The sequence below is a fragment of the Cupriavidus gilardii genome (assembly GCF_013314895.1).
GTDB lineage: Bacteria > Pseudomonadota > Gammaproteobacteria > Burkholderiales > Burkholderiaceae > Cupriavidus > Cupriavidus gilardii_C.
Genome location: NZ_JABTYE010000019.1, coordinates 69,189 through 91,855, shown reverse-complemented (window position 1 = coordinate 91,855; position 22,667 = coordinate 69,189). Strand labels below are relative to the sequence as shown.

The window sequence follows — 22,667 nt, the reverse complement described above, 5'->3', positions numbered from 1 at the left end:
CTGGTGAGCCGGCGTACTGAAAAGGGGAAAACGCCCATACGCGCTTGGCATGGGGATTGCCTACTATCGAGTAAACCTGACCGCTTGGTCAGGATTCACGCTCGAGGCTGCCATGTCCGATCACATCGTCCTGACCTCGCACGCACGCCGCGACAAGCCGGCCGAGCCGATCCTCTGGGGGGCGCCGACCGCAGCGGAGCGCGGCCCCGTGATCGCGACGCTGACCAATCCGGCGCATCGCAACGTGATCGGGACGCATGCCGGTGCCTACGCGGTCTATCGCGCGCTGGCGGTGGCATCCGGCACCCTGCAGCGCGACCATCGGCCCGATCTGACCGACACCGCGCCGGCCGAGCCGATCGGCCCGCATCCGCAATGGGCCGATCCCGACAGGATCGTCTCGCTGGACCCGTGGGGCCATCTGGTATCGACCGTCTTCGCCGATCGCATCGCGGCCGGCGTCGATATCCGGCCGACCATCGCCGTCACCCGCGCCCATATCAACATGCCGGAACTGATGGCGGCGATCGTCGCCGGCCGCCTGATTCCCGACGGCAGGATCCTGTTTGCCAACGGCGATGTGCGGGTCACCAAGGCCGCGGTCGATCCCGTCTGGTATCTGCCCGGCATGGCGCGCCGCTTCGGCATCAAGGAAAGCGTGCTGCGCCGCAGCCTGTTCGAGCAGACCAGCGGCATGTTCCCCGAGCTGGTGACGCGGCCCGATCTGAAGGTCTTTCTGCCGCCGATCGGCGGCATGACGCTGTATTTCTTCGGCGACGTCAGCCAGCTGGGCAAGCCGCAGACCCCGGTGGCCTGCCGCGTGCACGACGAATGCAACGGCTCGGACGTTTTCGGGTCGGACATTTGTACGTGCCGCCCTTATCTGGCGCACGGCGTCGAGGTGTGCATCGAGATGGCCCAGCAGGGCGGCGTCGGACTGGTGGTCTACAACCGCAAGGAAGGCCGCGCGCTGGGCGAGGTCACCAAATTCCTGGTCTACAACGCGCGCAAGCGGCAGGTCGGAGGGGACCGCGCCGAAACGTATTTCGCGCGGACCGAATGCGTGGCCGGCGTGCAGGACATGCGCTTTCAGGAGCTGATGCCCGATGTGTTCCATTGGCTGGGCATCCGTCGCATTGACCGCTGGGCCTCGATGAGCAATATGAAACACGGCGCGCTGGTGGCGCAGGGAATCGAAGTCGTCGAGCAGGTGCCGATTCCCGATGCGCTGATTCCCGCCGATGCCCGGGTGGAGATCGACGCCAAGGTGGCGGCGGGCTATTTCACCCGTTACACACCGCCGGACGCCACCGAATTGACGGTGGCCAAGGGCAGGGGACTGGACGAATGACAGAACGACACGATGCAGCATCGATGGGCGCGGCAGGGCAGGGTGCTGGGCAACCCGCCGGGCAACCCCGTGCTTCGCGCGACGGCTGGCAAAGCTGGGTCGAACCGGATCATCCGGCTTCGGCGTTGTTGACGGCGCAGGCGGTGCGGGCGCGCTGCGCCGCAGTGACGGCCGCGGTGGCGGCCGGCGATTCGCAGTGGTTCAGCTGGCATCCGGAGCGGGTCGCGGCGATCGCCGACTATGTGGCGACCACCATCCGCTCGCGCTACCGCGATCTGCAGGTGCCTTACCACAGCCGCTGGCGCCATTTCGAAAGCGGTGGACCGGGCGAGCTGCGCGACCGCTGGGGCATCCTGTGCGAACGTGCGGCGCTGACCGGCGACGACCAACGCGAAGAGCGCGCGCGCATCGGCATCGACCTGGTGATTCCGAGCGTGCTGCTCGACGCGGGCGCGGGACCCGACTGGCGCTATCGCGACCCGGCCAGCGACCTGAGCCTGAGCCGCTCCGAGGGGCTCGGCGTGGCCAGCTTCGATCTGTTCGCGCGCGGCGGGTTTTCGGCCACGCCCGACGAGCCGCTGCGCTCCGATGCCGCGCGGCTGGCGCAGATCGATGCCTCGACGCTGGCCACTGCGTTCCAGGTCGCGCAGCACAATCCGCTGATCGGCCTCGATGGCCGCGCGGGTTTGCTGCGCCGGCTCGGCAAGGTCGCGCAGGCGACGCCGGCCGTGTTCGGCGAGCCGGCAAGACTGGGCAATCTGTTCGACTATCTGAAGGCGCATGCCAACGACGGGCGCATCGACGCGGCGTTCGTGCTGCGCACGCTGCTGGTCGCCCTCGGCCCGGTCTGGCCCGGAAGGCTGCAACTGGAAGGCGTGTCGCTTGGCGATTGCTGGCGCCATCCGGCCAGCCCCGACGGCCTGGTGCCCTTCCACAAGCTGACGCAGTGGCTGACCTATTCGCTGCTGGAGCCGCTGGAGGATGGCGGTCTGACGGTGACCGGGCTCGATGCGCTGACCGGCCTGCCCGAATATCGCAACGGCGGCCTGCTGTACGACTTCGAGCTGATGGTGCCGCGCGATGCCGGCTTTGCCGACGCGGTGCACCGGGTCGACGAGCCTGCCATCGTCGAATGGCGCGCGTTGACGGTGACCGGCCTGGATCTGGTCGCCGATGCGGTGCGGCAGGCGCTGGGCCTGTCCGCCGAGGCCTTCCCGCTGGCGCGCGTGCTGGAGGGCGGTACCTGGGCGGCGGGCCGGCGCATCGCCGCCAAGCGCCGGCCGGGCGGCCCGCCGCCGTTCGCGATCGACAGCGACGGCACCGTGTTCTGATTCCCGGAGTCCGTGCATGCCGCGGGGCGTCGATCGCTCCGCGCCTGCACGCCGCTTCGTACCACGCTGCACCGAGCCGCACCGGCCCCACCCCCGGCCACGGCCGCACCGAGGAGAGCCATCATGACCGCCCTGTCTGCCGATCTGTCCGTCGATCCGTCCGTCGATCCGTCAGTGGCGCGGTCCACGGGACTTCCGGTGGGCATGCCGTCCATCGCGCCGGCTGCCGCGTCGGTGATGGTGGTCGACCACCCGCTGGTTCAGCACAAGGTCACGCTGGTGCGCAGCGAGGACACCACCACCGACAACTTCCGCCGCCTGGTGCGCGAGATCGCGCAACTGCTGACCTACGAGGCCACGCGCGATCTGGCGATGGAGACCGTGGCGATCAGGACGCCGATCGCGCCGATGCAGTCGCCGATGCTGTCCGGCAAGAAGCTGTGCCTGGTGTCGATCCTGCGTGCCGGCAACGGGTTCCTGGACGGCATGCTGGACTTGCTGCCGGCGGCGCGGGTCGGTCACATCGGCCTGTATCGCGACCCGGAGACCCTCGAGCCGATCGAGTACTACTTCAAGATGCCCGACGACATCCAGGAGCGGCAGGTGATCGTGGTGGACCCAATGCTGGCGACCGGCAATTCGGCGATCGCGGCGCTGAACCGCCTCAAGGAGGCCGGCGTCACCGCGCTCAAATACGTCTGCCTGATCGCGTCGCGCCCGGGCTTGCGGGCCCTGCAGGCGGCGCATCCGGACGTGGCCATCGTCACCGCCGCGATCGACGAACAGTTGAACGAGCACGGCTATATCGTGCCGGGGCTGGGCGATGCGGGCGACCGGCTGTACGGCACGCGCTGACGCTACGGCCGTGGCTTCGGCCGCCACAACGCGGGCGTTGCCGGCTTCATGCCGAATCGCGCCATGGATGCGCTAGCTCCCGCCGCCCGCCTGCAGGCGCCGGCCCGGCGCGATGGCAACGCCGGGCGGATCCGCCAGCGCAACGAGGCCCGCATCCTGCGCGCGGCCGAAGGCGTGTTCGCGCGGGCCGGCTTCGCGGGTGCGACCATGGCGGAGATCGCCACGCGCGCGGGCGTGCCCAAGTCGAATCTGCACTACTACTTCCGCACCAAGCAGGCGCTCTATCGCGCGGTGCTCGCCAACACGCTGCGGCTGTGGCTGTCGCAGGCCGACATCATCAGCGCCGAGCGCTCGCCCGAGGCCGCGCTCGAGCAATACATCCGCGCCAAGATGCGGCTGTCGGCGCGCTATCCCGACGCTTCGCGCGTATTCGCCAACGAATTGCTGCATGGCGCGCCCGAGATCGGCGATGTGTTGCGCGATGCGCTGCGCAACCTGGTGGGGCGGAAATCGCTGGTGATTCACGGCTGGATCGCGGCGGGACGGATGGCGCAGATCGATCCAAGCCATCTGTTCTTCACGATCTGGGCCGCCACGCAGACCTATGCCGACTTCGAGGCCCAGATCTGTGCCGTGCTCGGCGTGCAGCGGCTGGAGCGGCGCGATTACGAGCGGGCCACCGAGCATCTGGTGACATTGGTGCTGCGCGGCTGCGGTCTGACGCCGCCGCCCGCACGGGCCCGGGCGGGCCGACGCGCGCGCGGCACGCCGGCAACGGAGACCCGGACATGCTCGACCTGATCGTTCGCAACTGCAATCTGCCCGACGGCCGCACCGGCATCGATATCGGCATCGCGCAAGGCCGGATCGTTGCGGTCGAACCGGCGTTGCCGGCGCAGGCTGCCGAGCAGATCGACGCGGCGGGCCAGCTGGTGTCGCCCCCGTTCGTCGACGCGCATTTCCATATGGACTCGACGCTGTCGCATGGACTGCCGCGCGTGAACGCGTCGGGCACCTTGCTCGAGGGCATCGCGCTGTGGGGCGAGCTCAAACCGCAGCTGACGCAGCAGGCGCTGGTCGAGCGCGCGCTCGCGTACTGCGATTGGGCGGTGGCGCGCGGGCTGCTGGCGATCCGCTCGCATGTCGACATCTGCGACGCGCGCCTGCTCGCGGTCGAGGCGCTGCTGCACGTGCGCGAGCAAGTCAGGCCTTACCTCGATCTGCAGCTGGTGGCCTTTCCGCAGGACGGCGTGCTGCGCAGCGCCGGTGCGCTCGACAATCTGAAGCGCGCGCTCGACATGGGCGTGCAGGTGGTCGGCGGTATTCCGCATTTCGAGCGCACCATGGCCGATGGCGCGGCGTCGGTACGGCTGCTGTGCGAACTGGCCGCCGAGCGCGGGCTGCCCGTCGACATGCATTGCGACGAGACCGACGATCCGATGTCGCGGCACGTCGAGACGCTGGCCGCCGAAGCGGTGCGGCTCGGCCTGCAGGGCAGAGTGGCCGGCTCCCACCTGACCTCGATGCATTCGATGGACAACTACTACGTGTCCAAGCTGCTGCCGCTGATGCGAGAGGCCGGCATGGCGGCGATCGCCAACCCGCTGATCAACATCACGCTGCAGGGCCGGCACGACTGCTACCCGAAGCGGCGCGGCATGACGCGCGTGCCCGAACTGCTGGCCGCCGGCGTGCCGGTGGCTTTCGGCCACGACTGCGTGATGGACCCCTGGTATGGGCTGGGCTCGGGCGACATGCTCGAGGTCGCCCATATGGGCCTGCATGTCGCCCAGATGACGGGCCAGCAGGCGATGCGCGCCTGCTTCGACGCGGTCACCGAGACCCCGGCCCGGATCCTCGGCTTGTCGGACTATGGCATCGCACCGGGCTGCCGTGCCGACCTGGTGCTGCTGCAGGCCGCCGATCCGGTCGAGGCGCTGCGCCTGCGCGCGACCCGCCTGCTGGTGCTGCGCGCGGGCAAGGTCATCGCCAGCACGCCGCCGGCCACGGCCGCGCTGCGCTTGCCGGGCAGGCCTGAGCGGGTCGATTTCCGCGTGGGCGGCGCGGCGGCGCAGCGACCGTTGGCGCCGAGGTAAATATTTCTTGTGCGAAGGTGTTGACGACCATCGATCCGATCTGCATAATTGCGGTCTTCGCATCGCAGCAAACGTGACGCAAGACACGGAAGCGGCGAACGAAGCCCAGGTGGCGGAATTGGTAGACGCACTAGGTTCAGGTCCTAGCGGTGGCAACACTGTGGAGGTTCGAGTCCTCTCCTGGGCACCAAAATCCTGAAGAGAAGGCCGTTGCAAATCGCAGCGGCCTTCTTTTTTTTCGTCCGCGTTTTTCTCTCCCGCGCTCGCTGCGCATTCCCCGCGCGTGCCCTCTCGCGCAGTCCGGCATCTCCCCGCATCGTCCTGCTGCCATGCCGCCGATTCCGTATGGCGGCGCGCCGTTTCAGACCGTGCGCGTGCCGGCGTGGATGGGGTTGACGACCCTAACGGTTGCTTTGCCTTTGACCTATGCTCAGATCAAATCGGGCACGCCGACATCAGCCCGAAGGTGGTCGCCATGGACATGGTCTTGTTGTCGAGAGAGAGGAAGACCGGCGTAGCCGCTGGCCGGGCTTGCGTGGGCACCAACCATCGAAGGACCTGCCGCTGCCACCGATGGCGCTACGGTTCCTGCGTCGCCCTGTTGCTGACCGCGATGGCCCAGGCCGAGAGCGCGACTCCCGGCAGCGAAGCCGTACTCGGCTGGCAGCCATTGGGCGAAGACGAGGCCGCCGCACTGCTGGCCGCGCTGGACCCGGCTTCGACATCGCCACCGCCCGATCCCTTCCAGTCCGCGAACTCCACCGCGCAAGCATCCGTTCCACAGGCACCCCTTGCCGAGCTGTCGGCGCCATCGGGGCCATCGACGCCATCGTCGGCGCCGGTACTGCTGGCGTCGTTGCCATCATCGTCCGCGCTGGCACAGATGGCGGCGGAGTCCGAGAGCGCGATTCGCGCCGCCCTTGCCGCCGATGCCAGCCATGGCGATGGCGCGCGTCGTCGGCCCGCGTGGCTGCTGCACGCCGACGATGCCGCCTCCGCCAGCGGTTTCGTCGATACGCGCGTGCGCACGCTGTCCCTGGCGCTCGATGCCGTGCTGCCGCGCAGCGGGGTCACGATCCAGCCGCGCGTCCAGCTTGCCTTTCAGCCCCGCGACGATGGCCTGCCCAACCCCGCGCTGGCTGCGATGCCGGCGGACGACAGGGCGACCGGACTGGCGGTGCGGCTCTACGGCGCGCAACCGACGCGGCTCGCCGGCGTCTACCCCTTCGTCGAGGCGGACCTGTGGCAGGACAGCAGCCGCAAGACCATCAACATCAACGGCACCCGGATCGACACCGATCTGCTGCGCGGCCTGTTCTCGTTCAATATCGGCGCGCATGGCAGCACGCGCGGCGGGGTCAAGATCTGGGTCAAGGTCAAGACCGGCCGCAATGCGGGCGGCATCATCGGTGCCCGTTATCGATGGTGAGGAGAGGGGGACAGGATGGGCGCGCAACATCGGGCGCGCAACATCGGGCGCGCAAAAAAGGGCTTGCGTTCCCGCGCCACTGCGATACAATTGCGCCCTCGCGTGCGGCTGTAGCTCAGTTGGATAGAGTACTTGGCTACGAACCAAGGGGTCGTGGGTTCGAATCCTGCCAGCCGCGCCACCTATACGAAGGGCTTCCAGTGATGGAAGCCCTTTTTCTTTGCGTGAATGTTCTTTGCGCGCTTTGCCTTCGCCTGCATTTTCTTTCTTCGGGCGCGCCGGTTACAGCCGTTACAGCGCGGCCCGACACGGTGGGCTGCGGCACTCCCTACACTGCCGCCATCCCGATTCATGCGATGCCGTTCAGCCGGCGTCTCCCATGCCATGAAGCCATCGTCGCCGCTGTTCTCCCTTCCTGCTTGCATCGTTGCCTGTCTCTGCTTCAGCCTAAGCCTCCCGACGCACGCCGCCGATGACGCCGACACCGCCAGGATGGCGGCGATTGTCGATGCCGCCGTCAGGCCGGCCATCGAGCAGCATCGGCTTCCGGGCATGGCGGTCGGCGTGACGGTCGACGGCAAGCGCTACTTCTTCAACTATGGACAGACCGCGAGGCAAGGCGGCCGGCCTGTCACCGAGACAACGCTGTTCGAGATCGGCTCGGTCAGCAAGACCTTCGCCGCCACGCTGGCCGCGTATGCGGAGGCGAAGGGCAAGCTGTCGCTGCAGGATCCGGTCAGCCGCCATCTGCCTGCGCTGCGCGGCGGCACGTTCGACAAGGTCACGCTGCTCCATCTCGCTACGCATACATCGGGGCTGCCGCTGGCGGTGCCGGAGCGAATCGGCAGCGAGCGCGGCATGGTCGAATACCTGGCCAAATGGCGGCCGCCGTATCCGGTGGGCACACATCGTGTCTACTCGAACAACGGCATCGGCCTGCTTGGTGAAATCGCGGCGGACCGTCTCGGCGGGTCGTACCGCGAGTTGATCCGCACGATCGTGTTCGAGCCGCTCGGCATGAAGCACAGCCACTTCAACGTGCCCACCGAGCGGCAGGCCGACTATGCGCAGGGCTATACCGCGGCCGATGCGCCGATCCGGATGAAGGAAGGCTATCTGTGGGAGCCCGCCTATGGCATCCGGTCATCGTCCGGCGATCTTGTGGCCTTTGTCGAAGCCAATATGCCCGCTGCCCGTATCGACGACACGTTGCGCCAGGCGATCGTGCGCACCCACGTTCCGCGCTTCCGCGCGGGGCCCATTACGCAGGGCCTGGTCTGGGAACAGTATCGTTTTCCCGCGACCCTGGAACAGGTGCTGGCCGGCAACGCGGCGATCCTGCGCGCCGAGGCCGCGACGCCGATCGACGGACCCGCGAGCGCGCACCAGCCGGCGTACCTCCACAAGACCGGATCGACCAACGGCTATTCGGCCTATGTCGCCTTCGTGCCGGACAAGCGGATCGGCATTGTGCTGCTGGCGAACAAGGCGTATCCGGTCGATCAGCGCGTCACCATCGGATACCAGATCCTGTCGCGCGTGGCGGAGCGGGCAAAGCCATAGTCTTGCGGCGGCACGCTGCCACGTCATCGGTGCGCAAGAGGAAACCGCAGCCGCGCTACCACGCCCGACGGCACGTCGCCACGGTTGTCGATGCTGGCGTCGCCCCCGTATCGCTCGGCGATCGCCTTGACGATCGCCAGTCCGAGGCCGCTGCCCTCGGTGCCGTGGGCGTCGGCGCGGAAGAAGCGGTCGAACACGCGGGGCAGTGCTTCGGGCGCGACGCCGTTGCCGGTGTCGCGCACTTCGATGCAGCCGAGGCCCTCGTCGCGATAGGCGCGCAGGTCGATGGTGCCGCCGTCGGGCGTGTACTTGATCGCGTTGTCGACGAGGTTGCTGAGGGCCGTGCGCACGTCGGCGAGGCTGGCGCGCACCTGCAGATCATCCAGGCGCTCGACGCCGAGGTCGATGCCGTGTGCGGCGGCACGGGGCAAGTGCATCTCGATGACATCGGGCACCACATCGCGAATGGCCACCGGCTGCGACGAAGCCCGCTCGAGCGGGGCGTCCGCCCGCGCCAGCCGCAGCAGCTGGGAGATCATCCGCGTGCTGCGCGCGATCACCTGCTGCAGCGCGTTGTACTCGCGCAAGCTGTTCGGGTCCGACAGCGTGCGGCCGAGATTGTCGGCCTGGATCTGCAGCGAAGTCAGTGGGCTGCGCAGCTCGTGCGCGGCATCGGCGATGAACTTCTTCTCGACCTGCAGCGACTGCGACAGCCGCGCGATCATCAGGTTGATCGACTGGACCAGCGGCAGCAATTCGCGCGGCACCTTGTCGGTGGGCAGCGACGCGAGGTGGCCGATGTCGAGCCGCGCCGCACGCTCGCCCAGCGCACCGACGCGCCGCAGGGCGCGCTTGACCGTCATGAAGATGGCGAGCCACGCCAGCGGCATCATCGCCAGCGCGGGCATGGCGCTGGCGATCGCGGCATCCTCGGCAATGCGCTTGCGCGAAGCTTCGCGCTGCGCGACATGGATCGTCCAGTTCGGCCCGCGCTCGGAGTACACGCGCCACCGTTCCTGTTCCACCGTCTGCGTCGAGAAGCCAGGCGGCGCTTCACGGCCGATGGTGAGCGGGTCGCTGTCCGGATGAAGCGACGGCTTCGTGCCGCCGAGCCAGATCTGGATCACGATGCCGTCGGATGCGTCGCGATACAGATGGAGCGGGTTCATCGCCCGCGCCATGTCTTCGCTGACGCGGGCGGCCACTTCCTGCAGGCGGCGGTCCAGCAATTGATGGATCTCGGAGGTGGCGACCGCATACGTCCACGCCGTATGCAACAGGGCGAAGACGGCGATCACTGTGCTGAGCGCCAGGCTCAGCATCAGGCTCAGCGAACGGTTGCCCGATGGCGTCGCGTGCGGCGCCGGGCGCGGTGCCTGGTGGGGTACGGTGTGGGCGGGCATGTGGGTCTGGCCGGGTGCGCGCCGCACTGACGGCCGCGATGATCAGCTCGGTGGATCGCCTGGCGAGTCGCTCCGCGGTTCGCGAGCCGGCGTCTCGGGTTCGGGGGCACCGGCCGCCGTATTCGGCTTGAGCTTGTCGCCGCCCAGCAGCACGGTCCAGCCGAGCCCGCGCACATTGCGGATGGCCGATGCGCCGAATTTCTTGCGGACCGAGTAAATCAGCACGTCCACCGCATTGCTTTCGACTTCCTGTCCCCAGCCATAGATCTTTTGCTCGAGCTGATTGCGCGAGAGGATCGTACCCGGTCGTTCGAGCAGCGCCAGCATCAACGCGAACTCGCGTGCCGACAAGGTTTCGGTATGGCCGTCGACCGTCAGGCTGCGCGTGTCGAGATTGAGGCGGATGGTGTCGTCGCCGAGGCTGGAGGTCGCGTAGCCGGCCTTGCGCCGAAGCACGGCACGCATGCGCGCCAGCAGTTCGGGCACCTCGAAGGGCTTCAGAACGAAATCGTCGGCACCGGCGTCGAGCCCCTGCACGCGCGTATCCAGATCGTCGTGGGCGGTCAGTATCAACAGCGGAGTTTGCGTACCCTGCGCGCGCAGCCGCTGCAGCAGATCGAGGCCGCCCATGCGCGGCAGGCCGAGGTCGAGCAGGATGATGGCGTAGGAGCCTTGCTCGATCGCATGCTGGCCCGCGACGCCGTCGCGCACCCAATCGACGCTGCACTGCATGTTTTCCTTCAGCGCGCGCATCAGGCTGGTGCCGATCTGCAGATCGTCTTCGATCAGAAGAATGCGCATGATTTCCGCTCGATATGCCGTGCAAAAAAGATAAGCGGGAACGACATCGAGGCCGTGTCGCCACGCGACGCGGGCGCCGCGGCCCCACTTATACCGCCGCAGAGTGCGTGAGGGAAGTGGAGCTAGTCCGGATGCTGGTGTCGTCAATGGGTCGACTGTGAAGTCGCCGAATCTCCGCGTGACATTTCGCGGTTGAAGATCGCAAATCGGTCGCGATTTCCTGATGTGCCCGTGGCGACGGAGGGCGACACTTCGCGCCGGTCGGACTCGTTCCCGGCCTCCCCGCCTCTGCTTTGTCCGCCTGCCACAGGCGGATTTTTTTTGCCCACTGCCTTTGCCGGCACCGAGCCGCGACGCAAGGCGCGTGATCGCGTGATTCGGCTGTCCGCACCCGCGATCGGCGGGTCATCGACCGTGCGTTCGCGCACGCAAACCGCCGTACGCGTCTCACATTTCGGGTTGCGGGAAAGAAGTTATAAGAAATCGATCGAGACTTTCTCTAAACGATTCGAGTAGACCCTCAAATTCTCAAAGTTCATTCGATAAATGGTTTGATATCGATGCGCTGTCCGGCGCCGTCGATCGCATCGAACCGCATGCTCCACGACGCCGGACAGCTACGTCTTTCAGGTCATCACCGGATCGGTATCCGGGTCCGGCGATGGAATGATGCAGCCACTGAGCACGAGTGTTCGAGGGAAAGATGGGGGCAGTCAAGCTAATGGTCTTCAGCCGGTCCGGACGGATCGAGTGCAACGGCGAGACGTACGAAGTGCCGGCATGCAGCCTGGTCTTCACCAACGGCAATGCGACGGCGATTCCGGCGCGCGAGGGTATCGATACCTACGTCTTCCATTCGGGGGACTTCCAGGATATCTACCGCGAGCTGCACGAGCTGGCGAGCCGCTACCGAAGAGGGACGCAGTTCTGGCGAGAACCGGTCAAGCGGATCACGGTGCCGGAGGAAACCATCAACGTGATTCGGCATCTCGGTGCCGCCGAGCCGCGCGCGATGCTGCGCTTCGCCTATGTCTACTGCATGGGCACGGAGCCGGAGTACTTCTCCCGGCTTCTGCACCACCTGATCGACAGCAGCCGCGACTTCTTCGAGTTCATCGAGGAAAACAGCATGAGCGCGTGGCCGGTCACGCAGTACGCCAAGGCGCTTGGCATTCCGGTGCGCAAGCTGAACGTGATGTTCTACGAGAAGTTCGGCGTGTCGGCCAAGAACTGGCTGCTGGAACGCCGGCTGCAGCGCGCGCGGGAACTGCTGCTGCTGACCTCGATGAAGGTCACCGATATCGCGCAGGAGTGCGGTTTCAACAGCCACGCGCATTTCAGCGTCAGCTTTCGCCGCCGCTACGAGGCAAGTCCCCGGCTGCTCAGGCAGCACCACCAAAGCATCAACGACGCAGCGAACGAGGAATAGAAGCACATGAATCTGAATCCAGTGATCGATGGCATGGACGGTCCGATCTCGTCCGCGAATTTCGCTATGGCTGCCGCCGTGCAGCGTGCGATGGCCACCGGCGAGACCTCGGACTTCCTTGAGGTCCAGAAGCGGACCGCTGCGGTTACCAACATGACCGGGTTGCAAAGCGCGGTCATCAAGATGGTGCACGATATGGTTGCCGGCATCATCCAGAAGATCTAGCCATGCAGCCATTGCCGAGAGAGGTCAAGCGCCTGTTGGTGGAACTGGCGTTCGCCGCCGCCAACCAACGGCTGCGCGGCGAGATCGATGTCTTTCTGGACACCATCGATCTGTTGATTGACGACGAGCAGGACCGAGCCATCTGCCGGGCGCATCTGTACATGCAGAGCGGCCGGCTTGTCGAGGCGCGTGCCTGTCTGGGCGAGCGCAACGATCCTCCGGCTCTGCTGCTGGCGATGCTGATCGCCGCCAAACGGGATGCCGCCGCTGCGCCTCGTGTCATTGGCGCGTCGCCCCGCACCCGCCACTAAGTATCAAAGGTATCGAGGCATTCATCATGAATATCGACCCCACCACTGTCGCCGGCCAGATGCTGGCCCCCGCCACGGGCAAGGCGCCCGCGGCCGCCGACATCCAGGCGTTCATGGATGCCATGGCCGTGCGGGTGCCCAAGCCCGAGGCGATCGTCACCGAAGCGATGCGCAAGGCGGACGCCACGGTCTCCGCGCGCGTGCAGACCGTCGACGCGAGCGCCGCGCTGGATCCCGCTGCCATGACGCGGGCACAGCGGTCGCTGCTGGAGATGCGCAACGGCGTCGACCTGATCGCAAAGATCGCCGGCACGCTGTCGCAATCGATCACCAAGCTGACGACGATGCAATGAAGCGCTTCCGCACGATCGCTCTTGCTGTGCTGGCCGCGGCCAGCATGGCCGGCTGCAAGATGACGCTGTACTCGAATGTCGGCGAGGCAGAGGCGAACCAGATGCTGGCCTTGCTGATGCTGCGCCATATCCCCGCGGAAAAGGTCGTGGAGAAGGGCGGCACGGTGACGCTGCGCGTCGACAAGGGCGAGTTCATCAATGCCGTGGAGGTATTGCGGCAGAACGGCTTTCCGCACCACAAGCGGCTTGGCATGGAAGACCTGTTTCCGTCGAACCAGCTGGTGACCTCGCCCGCGCAGGAGCGCGCCAAGATGCAGCTGCTCAAGGAGCAGCAGCTCGAAAGCATGATCTCGGCAATGGACGGCGTGATCGGAGCGAAGGTATCGATCGCGCAGAAGGTCGACGAAAACGGCAAGCCGACCGGCGCGCCGTCGGCGGCAGTCTTCATCAAATATTCGCCGCAATTCAATCTGGGCAACTACGAAGTGCAGATCCGCAGCCTGATCCGCGATGGCATCCCCGATATCGCGTCCGACCAGATCAGCGTGGTGATGCAGGCCGCCGACTATCGCTATCAGGCGCCGGCCGCCGAGGCGCCGCCGTCGCGGTGGCGCCAGTGGCTGCAGGCGCAGCCGGCCCAGGCGGCCGCCGCGGTGGCCGGCAGCGTGCTGGCACTGTGCGCGATGGCAGGACTGTCGCTGTGGATCGCGCGGCGCAAGGGGACCGTCGATGTCTGAAGCCGCCAAGGCCGGCGCACGCGCGCAGCAAAGCCTGTGCCCCGCGGTGCAGCGTCTGCACACGCTGGCGTGGCGCCCGGGCGCGGCGATGCACCCGGGCTGGTGGAGCTATCTCGGGCTGGATGCGTGGCGAGACGACTATCGCCGCCATCCCGGCAGCCGCCGCGCCCTCGACGCGCTGATCGTGCAGCGCCGCGGTTTTCCGGCGGCGCCGCTCCCCGCGGCGTTGTCCGACGAGCAGCGCCGCATGCTGGCGCTGGAGCCGCGGCTGCCGGTGCTGCTCGTCGCGCTCGGGGCCGTCGCCGCGCGTGCCCCTGAACTGCTGCTGCTCGGCGACTACCGGCGGCAATTGCTGGCGGTACTGGGCGACGACGGCTGCGACCAGCTGGCCGCGCTGGTGCCGGACGGCAAGGCGCCGGCCCTGAGCCGCCCACCCGAGCAGATCGTCGAATGGCTGCGCGAGCTGGGCCGCTTGTGGCTGGACCAGACGCTGCCCGGCAGCACCGTCTGGCAGGCGCTGTCGATCTGCCTGCCGCCACCTGGCCCGCTGCTGGCGACGCCGCCGACGGGGCTTGCCTTGCCGATGCTGTTTCGCCTGGAACGTCTGCTATGAATCCCTTTGGACTGACGATCACCGCGGTCCGCGGTGAATTGCCCGTGGGCGGCATCGTGCCGGCGGCAACGCTGGACGGATACATCGATGCGGCCGCCGTGCTCGGCCGCAACCGCTCGCGCGCCGCCGCCGTGCTGCGGGCCAGCCGTCGCCGTCGCGCGCAGGCGCGCGCTGAGGCAGCGCAGATCCTGGCCGAGGCGCGTGCCGAAGGCGAGCGCCGCGCGGAGGCAGAGGCGCGTGCCGCCCACGACGCGATCTGCCAGGACGTGCTGCGCTGGCTGGTGTGCGAGAGCGAACTCGAGGCAATCATTGCCCAGCGTCTGGAAACGCGCTGCCGGACCCTGATTGCCGATGCGGTCGCGTGCTTCGCCGGCGAGGCGGACCGAGCCGCCCTGATCGCGCAGCGCGTAGCGGCCCGATCGCGCGAGTTGTCCTCGCACGGCGCGTTCACGCTGCGGCTGTGTCCCGACGATCTCGAAGCGGTCGCGGCACGGCTGCCGGCGGAACCGGGGTTCACGGTCAGCGCCGAACCGGCGCTCGCGCCCGGCCAGGCGCTGCTCGACAGCCCCTACGTGCAATTGCGCATCGATCTTGATCGTCATCTTGCCCTCCTGCTGGCCGCCATCGGCGGCGAGCCGGGCGCAACGCCCCCCTCGCCGGACGAGCCTGTCCGGGAGGAGGGGCGCGACGGCGAACAGGACCCGGATGGCCTGGGCAACCATCTGGACGGTCTGCTCGCCGATCTGGACGGCATGGCAGGAGGAGGCCAGGTCCCGCAGCCGCTGCGTGACCGCGGTCAGCCGGATACCGACTCACCGGGATGGCAAGCATGAGCCCCCGGGTACAGGGCCCCAAGCCCGTCATTCCGACCGGCCCGGCCCCGGCGATCACGCCGGGTCAGGGCAGTGGTGCACCGAGCCGCGGACCGCAGCAGGTCGGTCCTGCCCGCTCGGCGATGGACCTCGCGGCACGGGCCTTGAACGCGTCGCGCCGCCTGCAGGAAGCGGCCCTTACCAATGTGCATTCCTCGAAGCTGCACGCCCTGCTGCGCGGCGACCGCCGCAACGACGCCCTGCTGGCGCGCGCCTTCGTCGGCAAGCTCGCCAAGTCTCTGCTGGCCAACAAGGACCCGCGCATCGAGCAGCTGCTGCAGCAGTTCGGCGACATCGACGACGTCGACAGCCTGCTCGCCGCAATCGAGCGCAGCGCGTTGCATCCGGCAGCGGTGGCGTTGCTGCTTGCCGCGATGGCCGAGCAGCACCGGCCGGGGCGCAAGCGCACCCGTCTGGAGGAGGCTCTGGAGCGGCGGCTCGGCGCCAGCGGCGATTGGGAGCTGGCCATGCTGGGCTGGCTCGAGTTCGGCGCGATGACGCCGGAACTGATGTCGCAGCTGAAATCCCTGTATCAGCGCGCCGACGTGGTGCAGCAGGGCATCGCGGCGTTTCTCGATCAACTGGCCGGCATCGGCGAGCGCCGGCGCAAGGTCAAGGTACTGATCCGTGCGCTAGGGGCCGAACTGAGCGGCGTCGAGGACGACGCGGCCGAGGGCATCAAGCTCGCCGCGGTGGTGCGCGATCTGAAACGCCTGCTGATCTTTCTCGGATGCGAGGAGCAATGCGGGCGGATCGCGCGAGGCCTGGGGGAGCCACCGGTCGAGCCGGATGCAGTCCTGCGCCTGCTGATTCGCATGGTCGACCAGCCCTGGCTCTACCACGACTGGATCCGCGGCGAAGTCGACGGCATGCAGCTTGGCCGCGAGCGCGGCTTCAGGCTGGTCCGCGATATCACGCGCCTGGCCAAGTTGCTGCCCGAGCCGTGTTTTCGCGACGACGACCACCGGCAGCAGGTGCTGACGGCACTGGCCGAGTTCAACGATCGTGCCGAGAACACGGACCCTGCCGAGGACGACGCCACGGGCTGATGCCCCTTCAGGTATCGGCCCGATGCCGCGTGCCGCGACTGCCGCGCACGATGGCAACACCGCAAGCAAAGAGGACAGCAAGCGCATCCGGCGGCTCGCGCCGCCGGGATCGTGCCTGGATTACCGATGGATATTGGAACGCTGCGCAACCTGGAAAAGCTGTTCCGGCTGATGGACGTCAAGCCGATCACGATCGAGCCCCGCGTCGAAATACGCGACGGCGAGATCCAGGTGTTCATGGAAGTGCGCGACCGCCGCGTGTTGTTGTCCACGATGAGGCCGGTCGATCCGTACGTGGCCGACGCGGCGCTGCGCACGCTGCTGACGCGATGGTCGCCGGCCTGCATGGCCGGCGTGCCGCTGCGGGTGTTCCGGGTCGACGACTGTCTGTTCGTCTCGGGGGCAATGCCGGCGGGCAGCGGCGCGGAGCTGTGGTACCGGACGGTCCGGGCACAACGCAGGCTGCTGGAAGCCTGTACGAAGGAGCAAGCATGAGGTTCGTCTTCGCGGCACTGTTGTTGCCGCTGGCGCTGCTGTGGAGCACGGTGATCGTCGCCCTGGCGCTCGCGCTGGTACTCGGCGCGGTGGCCTTCGGCGTCGGATGCCGGATCGCCGCTGCACTGGGCGACGCGTTCCGGCGCATCACGCAGGCACGGCGCGGAGCACGGCCATGATCAAGCGCCTCAGCGCCTGGCTGGCCACGATCGGCGGGCGTCAGGATGTCGTGCTGGCCGTCATGCTGATGGTCGCGGTGTTCATGATGATCCTGCCGCTGCCGACCATCCTGGTGGATCTGCTGATCGCGATCAACCTCGGGCTCGCGCTGCTGTTGATGATGACCGCGATCTACGTGCGCGATCCGCTCGACCTGTCCGCGCTGCCGTCGCTGCTGCTGATCACCACACTGTTCCGCCTGGCGCTGACGGTCAGCACCAGCCGGCTGATCCTGTTGCAGCACGACGCGGGCGAGATCGTCACCGCCTTCGGCAACTTCGTCGTCGGTGGCAACCTCGCGGTCGGCATCATCGTGTTCTCGATCATCACGGTGGTGCAGTTCATCGTGATCACCAAGGGTGCGGAGCGCGTGGCGGAAGTCGGCGCGCGCTTCTCTCTGGACGCGATGCCGGGCAAGCAGATGAGTATCGACGGCGACCTGCGCGCCGGCACCATCGACGCGAACGAGGCCAAGCGCCAGCGCCAACTGGTGCAGAAGGAGAGCCAGCTGTATGGCGCGATGGACGGCTCGATGAAGTTCGTCAAGGGCGATGCGATCGCCGGCATCATCGTGATCCTGGTCAACATCGTCGGCGGCATTGCGGTCGGCACGATGCAGCACGATATGGGCGTCGGCAAGGCGCTCGAGGTCTACTCGGTGTTGTCGATCGGCGACGGCCTGATCGCACAGATCCCCGCGCTGATCATCTCGATCGCGGCAGGCATCGTGGTCACGCGCGTGCCCGGGGAGAAGCGCGAGAACCTGGCGCAGGATCTGGTCAACCAGTTCTCGCGTCAGCCGAACGCGCTGATGATCGCCGCCGGCGTGCTGCTGCTGTTCGCGTTCGTACCGGGCTTTCCCGCGATGATCTTCATGCCGCTGGGTGCGCTGCTGGGACTGGTCGCGTTCTATGCGCGCCGCCGTGCCAGGTTGCTCGCGCCGAATACGGCCGACCACGGCGGTGCGGCCGCCGAGGGAGACGGCGAGGCGCGCATGACACCGGGTGCGGAGCCGTTGGCGCTGAGGCTCGCCAGGGATGTGGCGGCGCTGCCAGGCCTGGCCGAGGCGCTGGAAGGGCTGCGCTGGCAGAAGTTCGAGCGGCTCGGCATCGCGCTGCAGAAGATCGAACTGATTGTCGATGCCGGAATGCCGGCGGGCAGCTTCAGCGTGCTGCTGTACAGCGAACCGGTACTGAGGGTCGCCATGCCTGCCGGCCGCTTGCTGCTGGCTCGCCAGGCCAGTGCCATGCCGATCGCCGAGCGCGTCGACAACCTGCCGTTCGGCGGGCTGAGCCTGCAATGGATCGCGCCCGAGCACCAGACCTCGCTGGCGCAGTCCGGACTGACACTGCTCGCCGGTGCGCAGGCGGTCGCGTACGCCGCCGCTCTGGCGGTCGACCGCTTCGCCGACGAGTTCGTTGGCGTGCAGGAAACCCGCTATCTGATGGATGCGATGGAAGCCCGCTACAGCGAACTGGTCAAGGAGCTGCAGCGGCAGCTGCCGATCAGCAAGATCTCGGAGGTCTTGCAGCGGCTGGTGGCCGAAGGGATCTCGATCCGGGATTTGCGCACCATCTTCGAGGCGTTGATCGAATGGTCGCCGAAGGAGAAGGAGACCGTGATGCTGACCGAATACGTCCGCGTCGCGCTGCGCCGCCAGATCGTCGGACGGCATACGCGCGGCGAAGCCCGCATCAACGTCTGGCTGGTCGGCGACGGCATCGAGAACATGATCCGCGACTCGGTACGCCAGACCGCCGCCGGCGCCTACTCGACCTTGCAGGGCGATCAGATCGAAGCGATCGTGGCGCGCATCAAGGCCGGCATTGCCGGGCGCGAGGACATGGAGGGCGCCCTTGTCACCGCCATCGATGTGCGCCGTTTCCTGCGCAAGTTTCTCGAGCGCGAGCTGTTCAGCGTGCCGGTGTTGTCGTACCAGGAACTGGGCGACGACGTGCAACTGCATGTGCTCGGCAATATCGACATGATCGGGGAGTACGACGATGCGTATGCCTGATGTCGATGCGATCGTCGCCGGCGTGGCCGGACGCCTGACGCTGCCGGCGCTGAACGATGGCGTCGAGCGCTTCGGCCGTGTGGTCGAAGTCGGGCCCACGCTGATCAAGGCGAGCCTGCCTGACGCGGCGCTCGCCGAGCTTTGCCTGATAGGCGGCGACATGCAGGCCGAAGTAGTGGGGCTGCAACGGGAGATCGCGCTGCTGTCCCCGTTTTCGGAGCCGATCGGCATGAGTTGCGGCGCCCTGGTGCGGCCGCTCGGCACCGAGCATCGGATTCCGGTCGGGCCGCATCTGATCGGCTCGGTGGTGGACGGCCTCGGCCGCCTGATGAGCGGTCCGCCGGTGCCGGCCGGGTGCGAAACGCGCGCGCTGGAGGCCGCGGTGCCGGATCCGCTGACACGCACGCTGATCGATCAGGTGCTGCCGCTGGGCGTACGCGCCATCGACGGCATGCTGACCTGCGGCCGCGGCCAGCGCATCGGCATCTTCGCTGCCGCGGGCGGAGGCAAGAGCACGCTGCTCGGCATGATCTGCGACGGCAGCCTGGCGGACGTGGTGGTACTCGGTCTGGTGGGCGAGCGCGGGCGCGAAGTGCGCGAGTTTCTCGACCAGACGCTGACGGCCGAGGCGCGCGCGCGCTCCGTGGTGGTGGTGTCCACCTCGGATCGCCCGGCGCTGGAACGCCTGAAGGCCGTCTACACCGCGACGACCATCGCCGAGTACTTCCGCGATCAGGGCCTGAACGTGCTGCTGATGGTCGATTCGCTGACGCGCTTTGCCCGCGCCGGCCGGGAGATCGGTCTGGCCGCCGGCGAACTGCCGGCCGCCGGCAGCTTCCCGCCGAGCGTGTTCGCACGTCTGCCCCGGCTGCTGGAACGGGCCGGGTGCGCCGCCAGCGGCAGCATCACCGGCATCTACACCGTGCTGGTCGAGGGCGACGACATGACGGAGCCGATCGCGGACGAGGTCCGCTCGATTCTCGACGGCCACATCGTGCTGTCGCGCGAGCTGGCGGAGAAGAACCACTATCCGGCCATCGATATCCCGGCCAGCATCAGCCGCGTGATGCACCAGGTCACCAGCGAGCAGCATCGGCAGTGGGCCGGACGAGCCCGCCGGCTGCTGGCCCAGTACAAGGAGATCGAGCTGCTGGTGCGCGTCGGCGAATACGAACGCGGCCACGACGCCGAGGCCGACGACGCGCTGGACCGTCGCGGCGCGCTGGAAGCCTTCCTGTGCCAAAGCACCGGCGAGCGCGCCGACTATCAAGGCACGCTGCGTCAGCTGCGGCAGGTCGTGGAGGGGTGATGGCCAGACCGACTGCTGCACAGATGCTGGACCAGTTGCGGACCATCAAGACCTGCCGGGAGGGTGTGCTGCGCCATCGCGCCCGCCGCATCGAGACGGAAATGCGCGAGTGCCGGCAGCAGTGCGATACGCGCAAGGCCGAGCAGGCGGACCTGCGTGCCGAGTGGCGCGCCGCCAGCCAGACCGAGCAGGCGGTGGACCCGCGCGACTTTCACAAGCTCAAGCGCCGGCTTCACGAGTTCTATCAGCGCGAACAGCAGCTGCAGGCCGGATTGCGCCAACTGGCCGACCAGATCGCCGATTGCCAGGCCGCGGCGGCGCGGACCGCGCGGGCGCTGAAGGACAACCTGCGCGGCCAGGAAAAGCTGGCCGCGCTGATCGAGGAGCAGCGATGAGCGTGTCTCCGGTAGGCGGCGTCCTGCCCAAGGGCGGCCGCGAACGCGACGAGCGTCGCAAGGTGGAGCCGGAGCAGACGGCGCAGTTCGATGCGGCCATGCGCAAGCGCAGGCGCGGCAGGCAGGACGGCGTCGAGGACGCGGAGCCGACGGTATCGCCGCCGCCTGCGCTGCCGGCATGGTGGTGGATGCTCGGCGGCGCGCGTGCCGGGTCCGCTGCAACGGCCGTCTGCGGCGGGCCGGACGCCGGCAGCGCGGAGGCAATCGCCCCCCGGGATCTCGCAGCCGCCAACTTCGCACCGGGCACGCAGACGCGCCTGAGCGGCAATGAGCTGCATGTCCGCTTTACCCAGGGTGCCTGGGCCGGCATGGAACTGCAGGCGTCGCTGCACGCGGGGCAGGTCGTCGTCACGCTGCGCCCGCTGAACCGCCAGCAGCACAAGCGTCTGGTCGAAGCGAAGTCGTCGTTGGGCGACGAAGTGGCCAGGCAGACCGGTGAAGTGATTCGATTGGAGATAGCCGATGCTACTCGATGAATGGAGCGATCAGGACCTGGAACTGGCGCGGGCGATCGGCCCGGGCCGGTCCACCGCAGGCGCAGGCGGCCGCCGCGCAGGCGCAGCGCCAGGCGGGAACGGCGATGGGCTGAATGCTCTGCAGGCGCTGGAGCAGCTGCACCGCGCCGATCCGATGATGGACCCCAGCGGGCGGCTCGATGCGTTCGGCGGCGATCGGCTGCGGCACGATCCGCTCGCCAGTCTCGGGGACGATGGCGGCGACGGCGACCGGGACCCCCGCATCGACGACATCGGCGACATCGGCGACATCGGTGATATCAGCGGTACCAGCGGTACCAGCGGTGCCGACGCGCCAGGCGAAGACAGCACCACCGCACTCGTTCTCGATCTGAAGCCCGGCGGCGGCGACGGCGTCATTCTGACGATGTCGATCGACGGACAGCGCGCCCGGGCCTGGGTCGACGCCGACGCCTGGTGCGAATGGCTGGCGCCGCGCCTGGCGGTACAGCGGTTTCAGCAGATCCCGCCCGATCTGCTCGGGCTGCTCGGCCAGTGGACGTTGCTGCCGCTGCAGCACCATGCCCGCCGGGCGGGTCTGGGCTTGCCGCGCTTCGGCAACGCCGAGCCCGGCAGCTGTGCGCGGGCGATCGCGCCCACGCTGACGCTGTGCCGCGCCGATGCCGAGCTCGACCTGCGCCTGCTGGACTGGCCCGAGCCGTGGATCGCCGCACTGGCGCAAACCATGGAAGACCGCCGCCCGCCGCTGACGATTCCGCCGATCCCGGTGGCGCTCGCGGTCGGATGGGTGCATCTGACACGCGCGCAGCTGGCCCGGCTGGGGCCGGGCGACGGTGTCGTGCTGGAGCGGCCCGCCGCGGTCGAGCACGGCCATGCCTGGCTGATCGCCGAACGGCCGCTGGCGCTGGCCTGCTTTGCACACGGCGCCTGGCATATCGAACATACATGCAACGAGGAAACCGGCATGGAGCAAGGGACCGAGGTCACGCTGCGCGGCAGCCAGCTCGACGACGACAACATCGTGTTGACGGCGGTGGCCGAAGTGGGGCGCCTGTCGTTGTCGCTCGATACGCTGCGGGAGCTGCAGGCGGGTCAGATGCTGGAGCTGGCCCATGCCAGTCACGGCCGCGTCACGCTGACGGTTTCCGGTCAGCCGGTCGCCAGCGGCACGCTGCTGCGCGTGGGCGACAAGCTGGTGATGCGGATCGAGTGAAGGCAGGCGATTTCAGGCATGGGCCCGATGCCGGCGTTCGCCGGGCATGCCGAGAATGATCGCTT

The 22,667-nt window shown here is 67.9% G+C and carries 24 protein-coding genes and 2 tRNA genes; 24 read left to right on the top strand and 2 right to left on the bottom strand.

Features of this window, described 5'->3' with window-relative positions:
* The first annotated feature begins 112 nt into the window (after window positions 1-112).
* From HTY53_RS18495 to ampC, 9 genes are all read left to right on the top strand, one after another.
* Window positions 113-1,351, top strand: a complete 1,239-nt coding sequence (locus HTY53_RS18495; protein ID WP_174107961.1) for a GTP cyclohydrolase II — start codon at window positions 113-115, stop codon at window positions 1,349-1,351.
* On the top strand, window positions 1,348-2,682 hold the full coding sequence (locus HTY53_RS18490; RefSeq protein WP_438820970.1) for a URC4/urg3 family protein: 1,335 nt from the start codon (window positions 1,348-1,350) through the stop codon (window positions 2,680-2,682). Before HTY53_RS18495 ends, HTY53_RS18490 begins: the two co-directional genes overlap by 4 nt.
* 204 nt (window positions 2,683-2,886) lie before the next feature.
* Entirely contained in the window at window positions 2,887-3,537 is a 651-nt protein-coding gene (gene upp / locus HTY53_RS18485; RefSeq protein ID WP_174107986.1) for a uracil phosphoribosyltransferase, read from the top strand.
* A 63-nt stretch (window positions 3,538-3,600) separates the two neighbouring features.
* Window positions 3,601-4,338 (top strand): TetR/AcrR family transcriptional regulator, encoded by a 738-nt coding sequence (locus tag HTY53_RS18480; RefSeq protein WP_174107960.1) that lies wholly within the window; start codon window positions 3,601-3,603, stop codon window positions 4,336-4,338.
* Window positions 4,326-5,633: an amidohydrolase family protein gene (locus HTY53_RS18475; protein WP_174107959.1), complete on the top strand. Its 1,308-nt coding sequence runs from the start codon at window positions 4,326-4,328 to the stop codon at window positions 5,631-5,633. Before HTY53_RS18480 ends, HTY53_RS18475 begins: the two co-directional genes overlap by 13 nt.
* A gap of 103 nt (window positions 5,634-5,736) precedes the next feature.
* Window positions 5,737-5,823 (top strand) — tRNA-Leu (locus tag HTY53_RS18470).
* Window positions 5,824-6,246: 423 nt separating this feature from the next.
* Window positions 6,247-7,062 carry a hydrolase gene (locus tag HTY53_RS18465; RefSeq protein ID WP_254600013.1) on the top strand — a complete coding sequence of 272 codons (816 nt, stop codon included), beginning with the start codon at window positions 6,247-6,249 and terminating at the stop codon, window positions 7,060-7,062.
* A 104-nt stretch (window positions 7,063-7,166) separates the two neighbouring features.
* A tRNA-Arg gene (locus HTY53_RS18460) sits at window positions 7,167-7,243 on the top strand.
* Window positions 7,244-7,554: 311 nt separating this feature from the next.
* On the top strand, window positions 7,555-8,625 hold the full coding sequence (ampC, locus tag HTY53_RS18455) for a class C beta-lactamase (RefSeq protein ID WP_254600012.1): 1,071 nt from the start codon (window positions 7,555-7,557) through the stop codon (window positions 8,623-8,625).
* Window positions 8,626-8,648: 23 nt separating this feature from the next.
* Here the strand turns inward: ampC and HTY53_RS18450 are convergent, their stop codons facing one another.
* Both HTY53_RS18450 and HTY53_RS18445 read right to left on the bottom strand, forming a co-directional pair.
* A complete protein-coding gene (locus HTY53_RS18450; protein ID WP_174107957.1) occupies window positions 8,649-10,028 on the bottom strand; it encodes a sensor histidine kinase in 1,380 nt (459 codons plus the stop codon).
* 42 nt (window positions 10,029-10,070) lie between these two features.
* Window positions 10,071-10,829 (bottom strand): response regulator transcription factor, encoded by a 759-nt coding sequence (locus tag HTY53_RS18445; protein WP_174107956.1) that lies wholly within the window; start codon window positions 10,827-10,829, stop codon window positions 10,071-10,073.
* A 703-nt stretch (window positions 10,830-11,532) separates the two neighbouring features.
* On the opposite strand from HTY53_RS18445, the gene HTY53_RS18440 reads away from it, so the two are divergent.
* The 15 genes from HTY53_RS18440 to sctQ all read left to right on the top strand — a co-directional run bounded on the left by HTY53_RS18440 (window position 11,533) and on the right by sctQ (window position 22,602).
* Window positions 11,533-12,258, top strand: coding sequence for a helix-turn-helix transcriptional regulator (locus tag HTY53_RS18440; RefSeq protein WP_174107955.1), 726 nt, complete (start codon window positions 11,533-11,535; stop codon window positions 12,256-12,258).
* A gap of 6 nt (window positions 12,259-12,264) precedes the next feature.
* Complete coding sequence (locus tag HTY53_RS18435) at window positions 12,265-12,483, top strand: EscF/YscF/HrpA family type III secretion system needle major subunit (RefSeq protein ID WP_174107954.1); 219 nt, start codon at window positions 12,265-12,267, stop codon at window positions 12,481-12,483.
* Window positions 12,484-12,485: 2 nt separating this feature from the next.
* Window positions 12,486-12,794 (top strand): DUF1039 domain-containing protein, encoded by a 309-nt coding sequence (locus tag HTY53_RS18430; protein WP_174107953.1) that lies wholly within the window; start codon window positions 12,486-12,488, stop codon window positions 12,792-12,794.
* Between the two features lie 26 nt (window positions 12,795-12,820).
* Window positions 12,821-13,147 (top strand): type III secretion system inner rod subunit SctI, encoded by a 327-nt coding sequence (gene sctI, locus HTY53_RS18425; protein WP_174107952.1) that lies wholly within the window; start codon window positions 12,821-12,823, stop codon window positions 13,145-13,147.
* The gene (gene sctJ, locus HTY53_RS18420; protein WP_174107951.1) at window positions 13,144-13,884 is read left to right on the top strand and encodes a type III secretion system inner membrane ring lipoprotein SctJ; all 741 of its coding nucleotides are present in this window, start codon (window positions 13,144-13,146) and stop codon (window positions 13,882-13,884) included. The genes sctI and sctJ overlap by 4 nt, the downstream gene beginning before the upstream one ends.
* On the top strand, window positions 13,877-14,497 hold the full coding sequence (locus HTY53_RS18415; protein WP_174107950.1) for a type III secretion system domain-containing protein: 621 nt from the start codon (window positions 13,877-13,879) through the stop codon (window positions 14,495-14,497). The genes sctJ and HTY53_RS18415 overlap by 8 nt, the downstream gene beginning before the upstream one ends.
* A gap of 44 nt (window positions 14,498-14,541) precedes the next feature.
* A complete protein-coding gene (locus HTY53_RS18410; protein ID WP_174107949.1) occupies window positions 14,542-15,330 on the top strand; it encodes a hypothetical protein in 789 nt (262 codons plus the stop codon).
* The gene (locus HTY53_RS18405) at window positions 15,327-16,418 is read left to right on the top strand and encodes a TyeA family type III secretion system gatekeeper subunit (RefSeq protein ID WP_174107948.1); all 1,092 of its coding nucleotides are present in this window, start codon (window positions 15,327-15,329) and stop codon (window positions 16,416-16,418) included. Before HTY53_RS18410 ends, HTY53_RS18405 begins: the two co-directional genes overlap by 4 nt.
* Before the next feature lie 126 nt (window positions 16,419-16,544).
* The gene (locus HTY53_RS18400) at window positions 16,545-16,913 is read left to right on the top strand and encodes a hypothetical protein (protein WP_174107947.1); all 369 of its coding nucleotides are present in this window, start codon (window positions 16,545-16,547) and stop codon (window positions 16,911-16,913) included.
* Complete coding sequence (locus tag HTY53_RS18395) at window positions 16,910-17,092, top strand: hypothetical protein (RefSeq protein ID WP_174107946.1); 183 nt, start codon at window positions 16,910-16,912, stop codon at window positions 17,090-17,092. Before HTY53_RS18400 ends, HTY53_RS18395 begins: the two co-directional genes overlap by 4 nt.
* Window positions 17,089-19,149 carry an EscV/YscV/HrcV family type III secretion system export apparatus protein gene (locus HTY53_RS18390; protein ID WP_174107945.1) on the top strand — a complete coding sequence of 687 codons (2,061 nt, stop codon included), beginning with the start codon at window positions 17,089-17,091 and terminating at the stop codon, window positions 19,147-19,149. Before HTY53_RS18395 ends, HTY53_RS18390 begins: the two co-directional genes overlap by 4 nt.
* Window positions 19,136-20,458: an EscN/YscN/HrcN family type III secretion system ATPase gene (locus HTY53_RS18385; RefSeq protein WP_174107944.1), complete on the top strand. Its 1,323-nt coding sequence runs from the start codon at window positions 19,136-19,138 to the stop codon at window positions 20,456-20,458. The genes HTY53_RS18390 and HTY53_RS18385 overlap by 14 nt, the downstream gene beginning before the upstream one ends.
* Window positions 20,458-20,853 (top strand): hypothetical protein, encoded by a 396-nt coding sequence (locus tag HTY53_RS18380; protein ID WP_174107943.1) that lies wholly within the window; start codon window positions 20,458-20,460, stop codon window positions 20,851-20,853. The genes HTY53_RS18385 and HTY53_RS18380 overlap by 1 nt, the downstream gene beginning before the upstream one ends.
* Window positions 20,850-21,389 carry a hypothetical protein gene (locus HTY53_RS18375; protein WP_174107942.1) on the top strand — a complete coding sequence of 180 codons (540 nt, stop codon included), beginning with the start codon at window positions 20,850-20,852 and terminating at the stop codon, window positions 21,387-21,389. The genes HTY53_RS18380 and HTY53_RS18375 overlap by 4 nt, the downstream gene beginning before the upstream one ends.
* Entirely contained in the window at window positions 21,376-22,602 is a 1,227-nt protein-coding gene (gene sctQ, locus HTY53_RS18370; protein WP_174107941.1) for a type III secretion system cytoplasmic ring protein SctQ, read from the top strand. Before HTY53_RS18375 ends, sctQ begins: the two co-directional genes overlap by 14 nt.
* Window positions 22,603-22,667: the final 65 nt, after the last annotated feature.

What these genes read in the sequence shown, in the direction of transcription:
- HTY53_RS18495 (WP_174107961.1), top strand. Translation starts at nt 113, where the DNA reads ATGTCCGATCACATCGTCCTGACCTCGCACGCACGCCGCGACAAGCCG.
- HTY53_RS18490 (WP_438820970.1), top strand. Translation starts at nt 1,348, where the DNA reads ATGACAGAACGACACGATGCAGCATCGATGGGCGCGGCAGGGCAGGGT.
- upp (WP_174107986.1), top strand. Translation starts at nt 2,887, where the DNA reads ATGCCGTCCATCGCGCCGGCTGCCGCGTCGGTGATGGTGGTCGACCAC.
- HTY53_RS18480 (WP_174107960.1), top strand. Translation starts at nt 3,601, where the DNA reads ATGGATGCGCTAGCTCCCGCCGCCCGCCTGCAGGCGCCGGCCCGGCGC.
- HTY53_RS18475 (WP_174107959.1), top strand. Translation starts at nt 4,326, where the DNA reads ATGCTCGACCTGATCGTTCGCAACTGCAATCTGCCCGACGGCCGCACC.
- HTY53_RS18465 (WP_254600013.1), top strand. Translation starts at nt 6,247, where the DNA reads ATGGCCCAGGCCGAGAGCGCGACTCCCGGCAGCGAAGCCGTACTCGGC.
- ampC (WP_254600012.1), top strand. Translation starts at nt 7,555, where the DNA reads ATGGCGGCGATTGTCGATGCCGCCGTCAGGCCGGCCATCGAGCAGCAT.
- HTY53_RS18450 (WP_174107957.1), bottom strand. Translation starts at nt 10,028, where the DNA reads ATGCCCGCCCACACCGTACCCCACCAGGCACCGCGCCCGGCGCCGCAC.
- HTY53_RS18445 (WP_174107956.1), bottom strand. Translation starts at nt 10,829, where the DNA reads ATGCGCATTCTTCTGATCGAAGACGATCTGCAGATCGGCACCAGCCTG.
- HTY53_RS18440 (WP_174107955.1), top strand. Translation starts at nt 11,533, where the DNA reads ATGGGGGCAGTCAAGCTAATGGTCTTCAGCCGGTCCGGACGGATCGAG.
- HTY53_RS18435 (WP_174107954.1), top strand. Translation starts at nt 12,265, where the DNA reads ATGAATCTGAATCCAGTGATCGATGGCATGGACGGTCCGATCTCGTCC.
- HTY53_RS18430 (WP_174107953.1), top strand. Translation starts at nt 12,486, where the DNA reads ATGCAGCCATTGCCGAGAGAGGTCAAGCGCCTGTTGGTGGAACTGGCG.
- sctI (WP_174107952.1), top strand. Translation starts at nt 12,821, where the DNA reads ATGAATATCGACCCCACCACTGTCGCCGGCCAGATGCTGGCCCCCGCC.
- sctJ (WP_174107951.1), top strand. Translation starts at nt 13,144, where the DNA reads ATGAAGCGCTTCCGCACGATCGCTCTTGCTGTGCTGGCCGCGGCCAGC.
- HTY53_RS18415 (WP_174107950.1), top strand. Translation starts at nt 13,877, where the DNA reads ATGTCTGAAGCCGCCAAGGCCGGCGCACGCGCGCAGCAAAGCCTGTGC.
- HTY53_RS18405 (WP_174107948.1), top strand. Translation starts at nt 15,327, where the DNA reads ATGAGCCCCCGGGTACAGGGCCCCAAGCCCGTCATTCCGACCGGCCCG.
- HTY53_RS18400 (WP_174107947.1), top strand. Translation starts at nt 16,545, where the DNA reads ATGGATATTGGAACGCTGCGCAACCTGGAAAAGCTGTTCCGGCTGATG.
- HTY53_RS18395 (WP_174107946.1), top strand. Translation starts at nt 16,910, where the DNA reads ATGAGGTTCGTCTTCGCGGCACTGTTGTTGCCGCTGGCGCTGCTGTGG.
- HTY53_RS18390 (WP_174107945.1), top strand. Translation starts at nt 17,089, where the DNA reads ATGATCAAGCGCCTCAGCGCCTGGCTGGCCACGATCGGCGGGCGTCAG.
- HTY53_RS18385 (WP_174107944.1), top strand. Translation starts at nt 19,136, where the DNA reads ATGCGTATGCCTGATGTCGATGCGATCGTCGCCGGCGTGGCCGGACGC.
- HTY53_RS18380 (WP_174107943.1), top strand. Translation starts at nt 20,458, where the DNA reads ATGGCCAGACCGACTGCTGCACAGATGCTGGACCAGTTGCGGACCATC.
- HTY53_RS18375 (WP_174107942.1), top strand. Translation starts at nt 20,850, where the DNA reads ATGAGCGTGTCTCCGGTAGGCGGCGTCCTGCCCAAGGGCGGCCGCGAA.
- sctQ (WP_174107941.1), top strand. Translation starts at nt 21,376, where the DNA reads ATGCTACTCGATGAATGGAGCGATCAGGACCTGGAACTGGCGCGGGCG.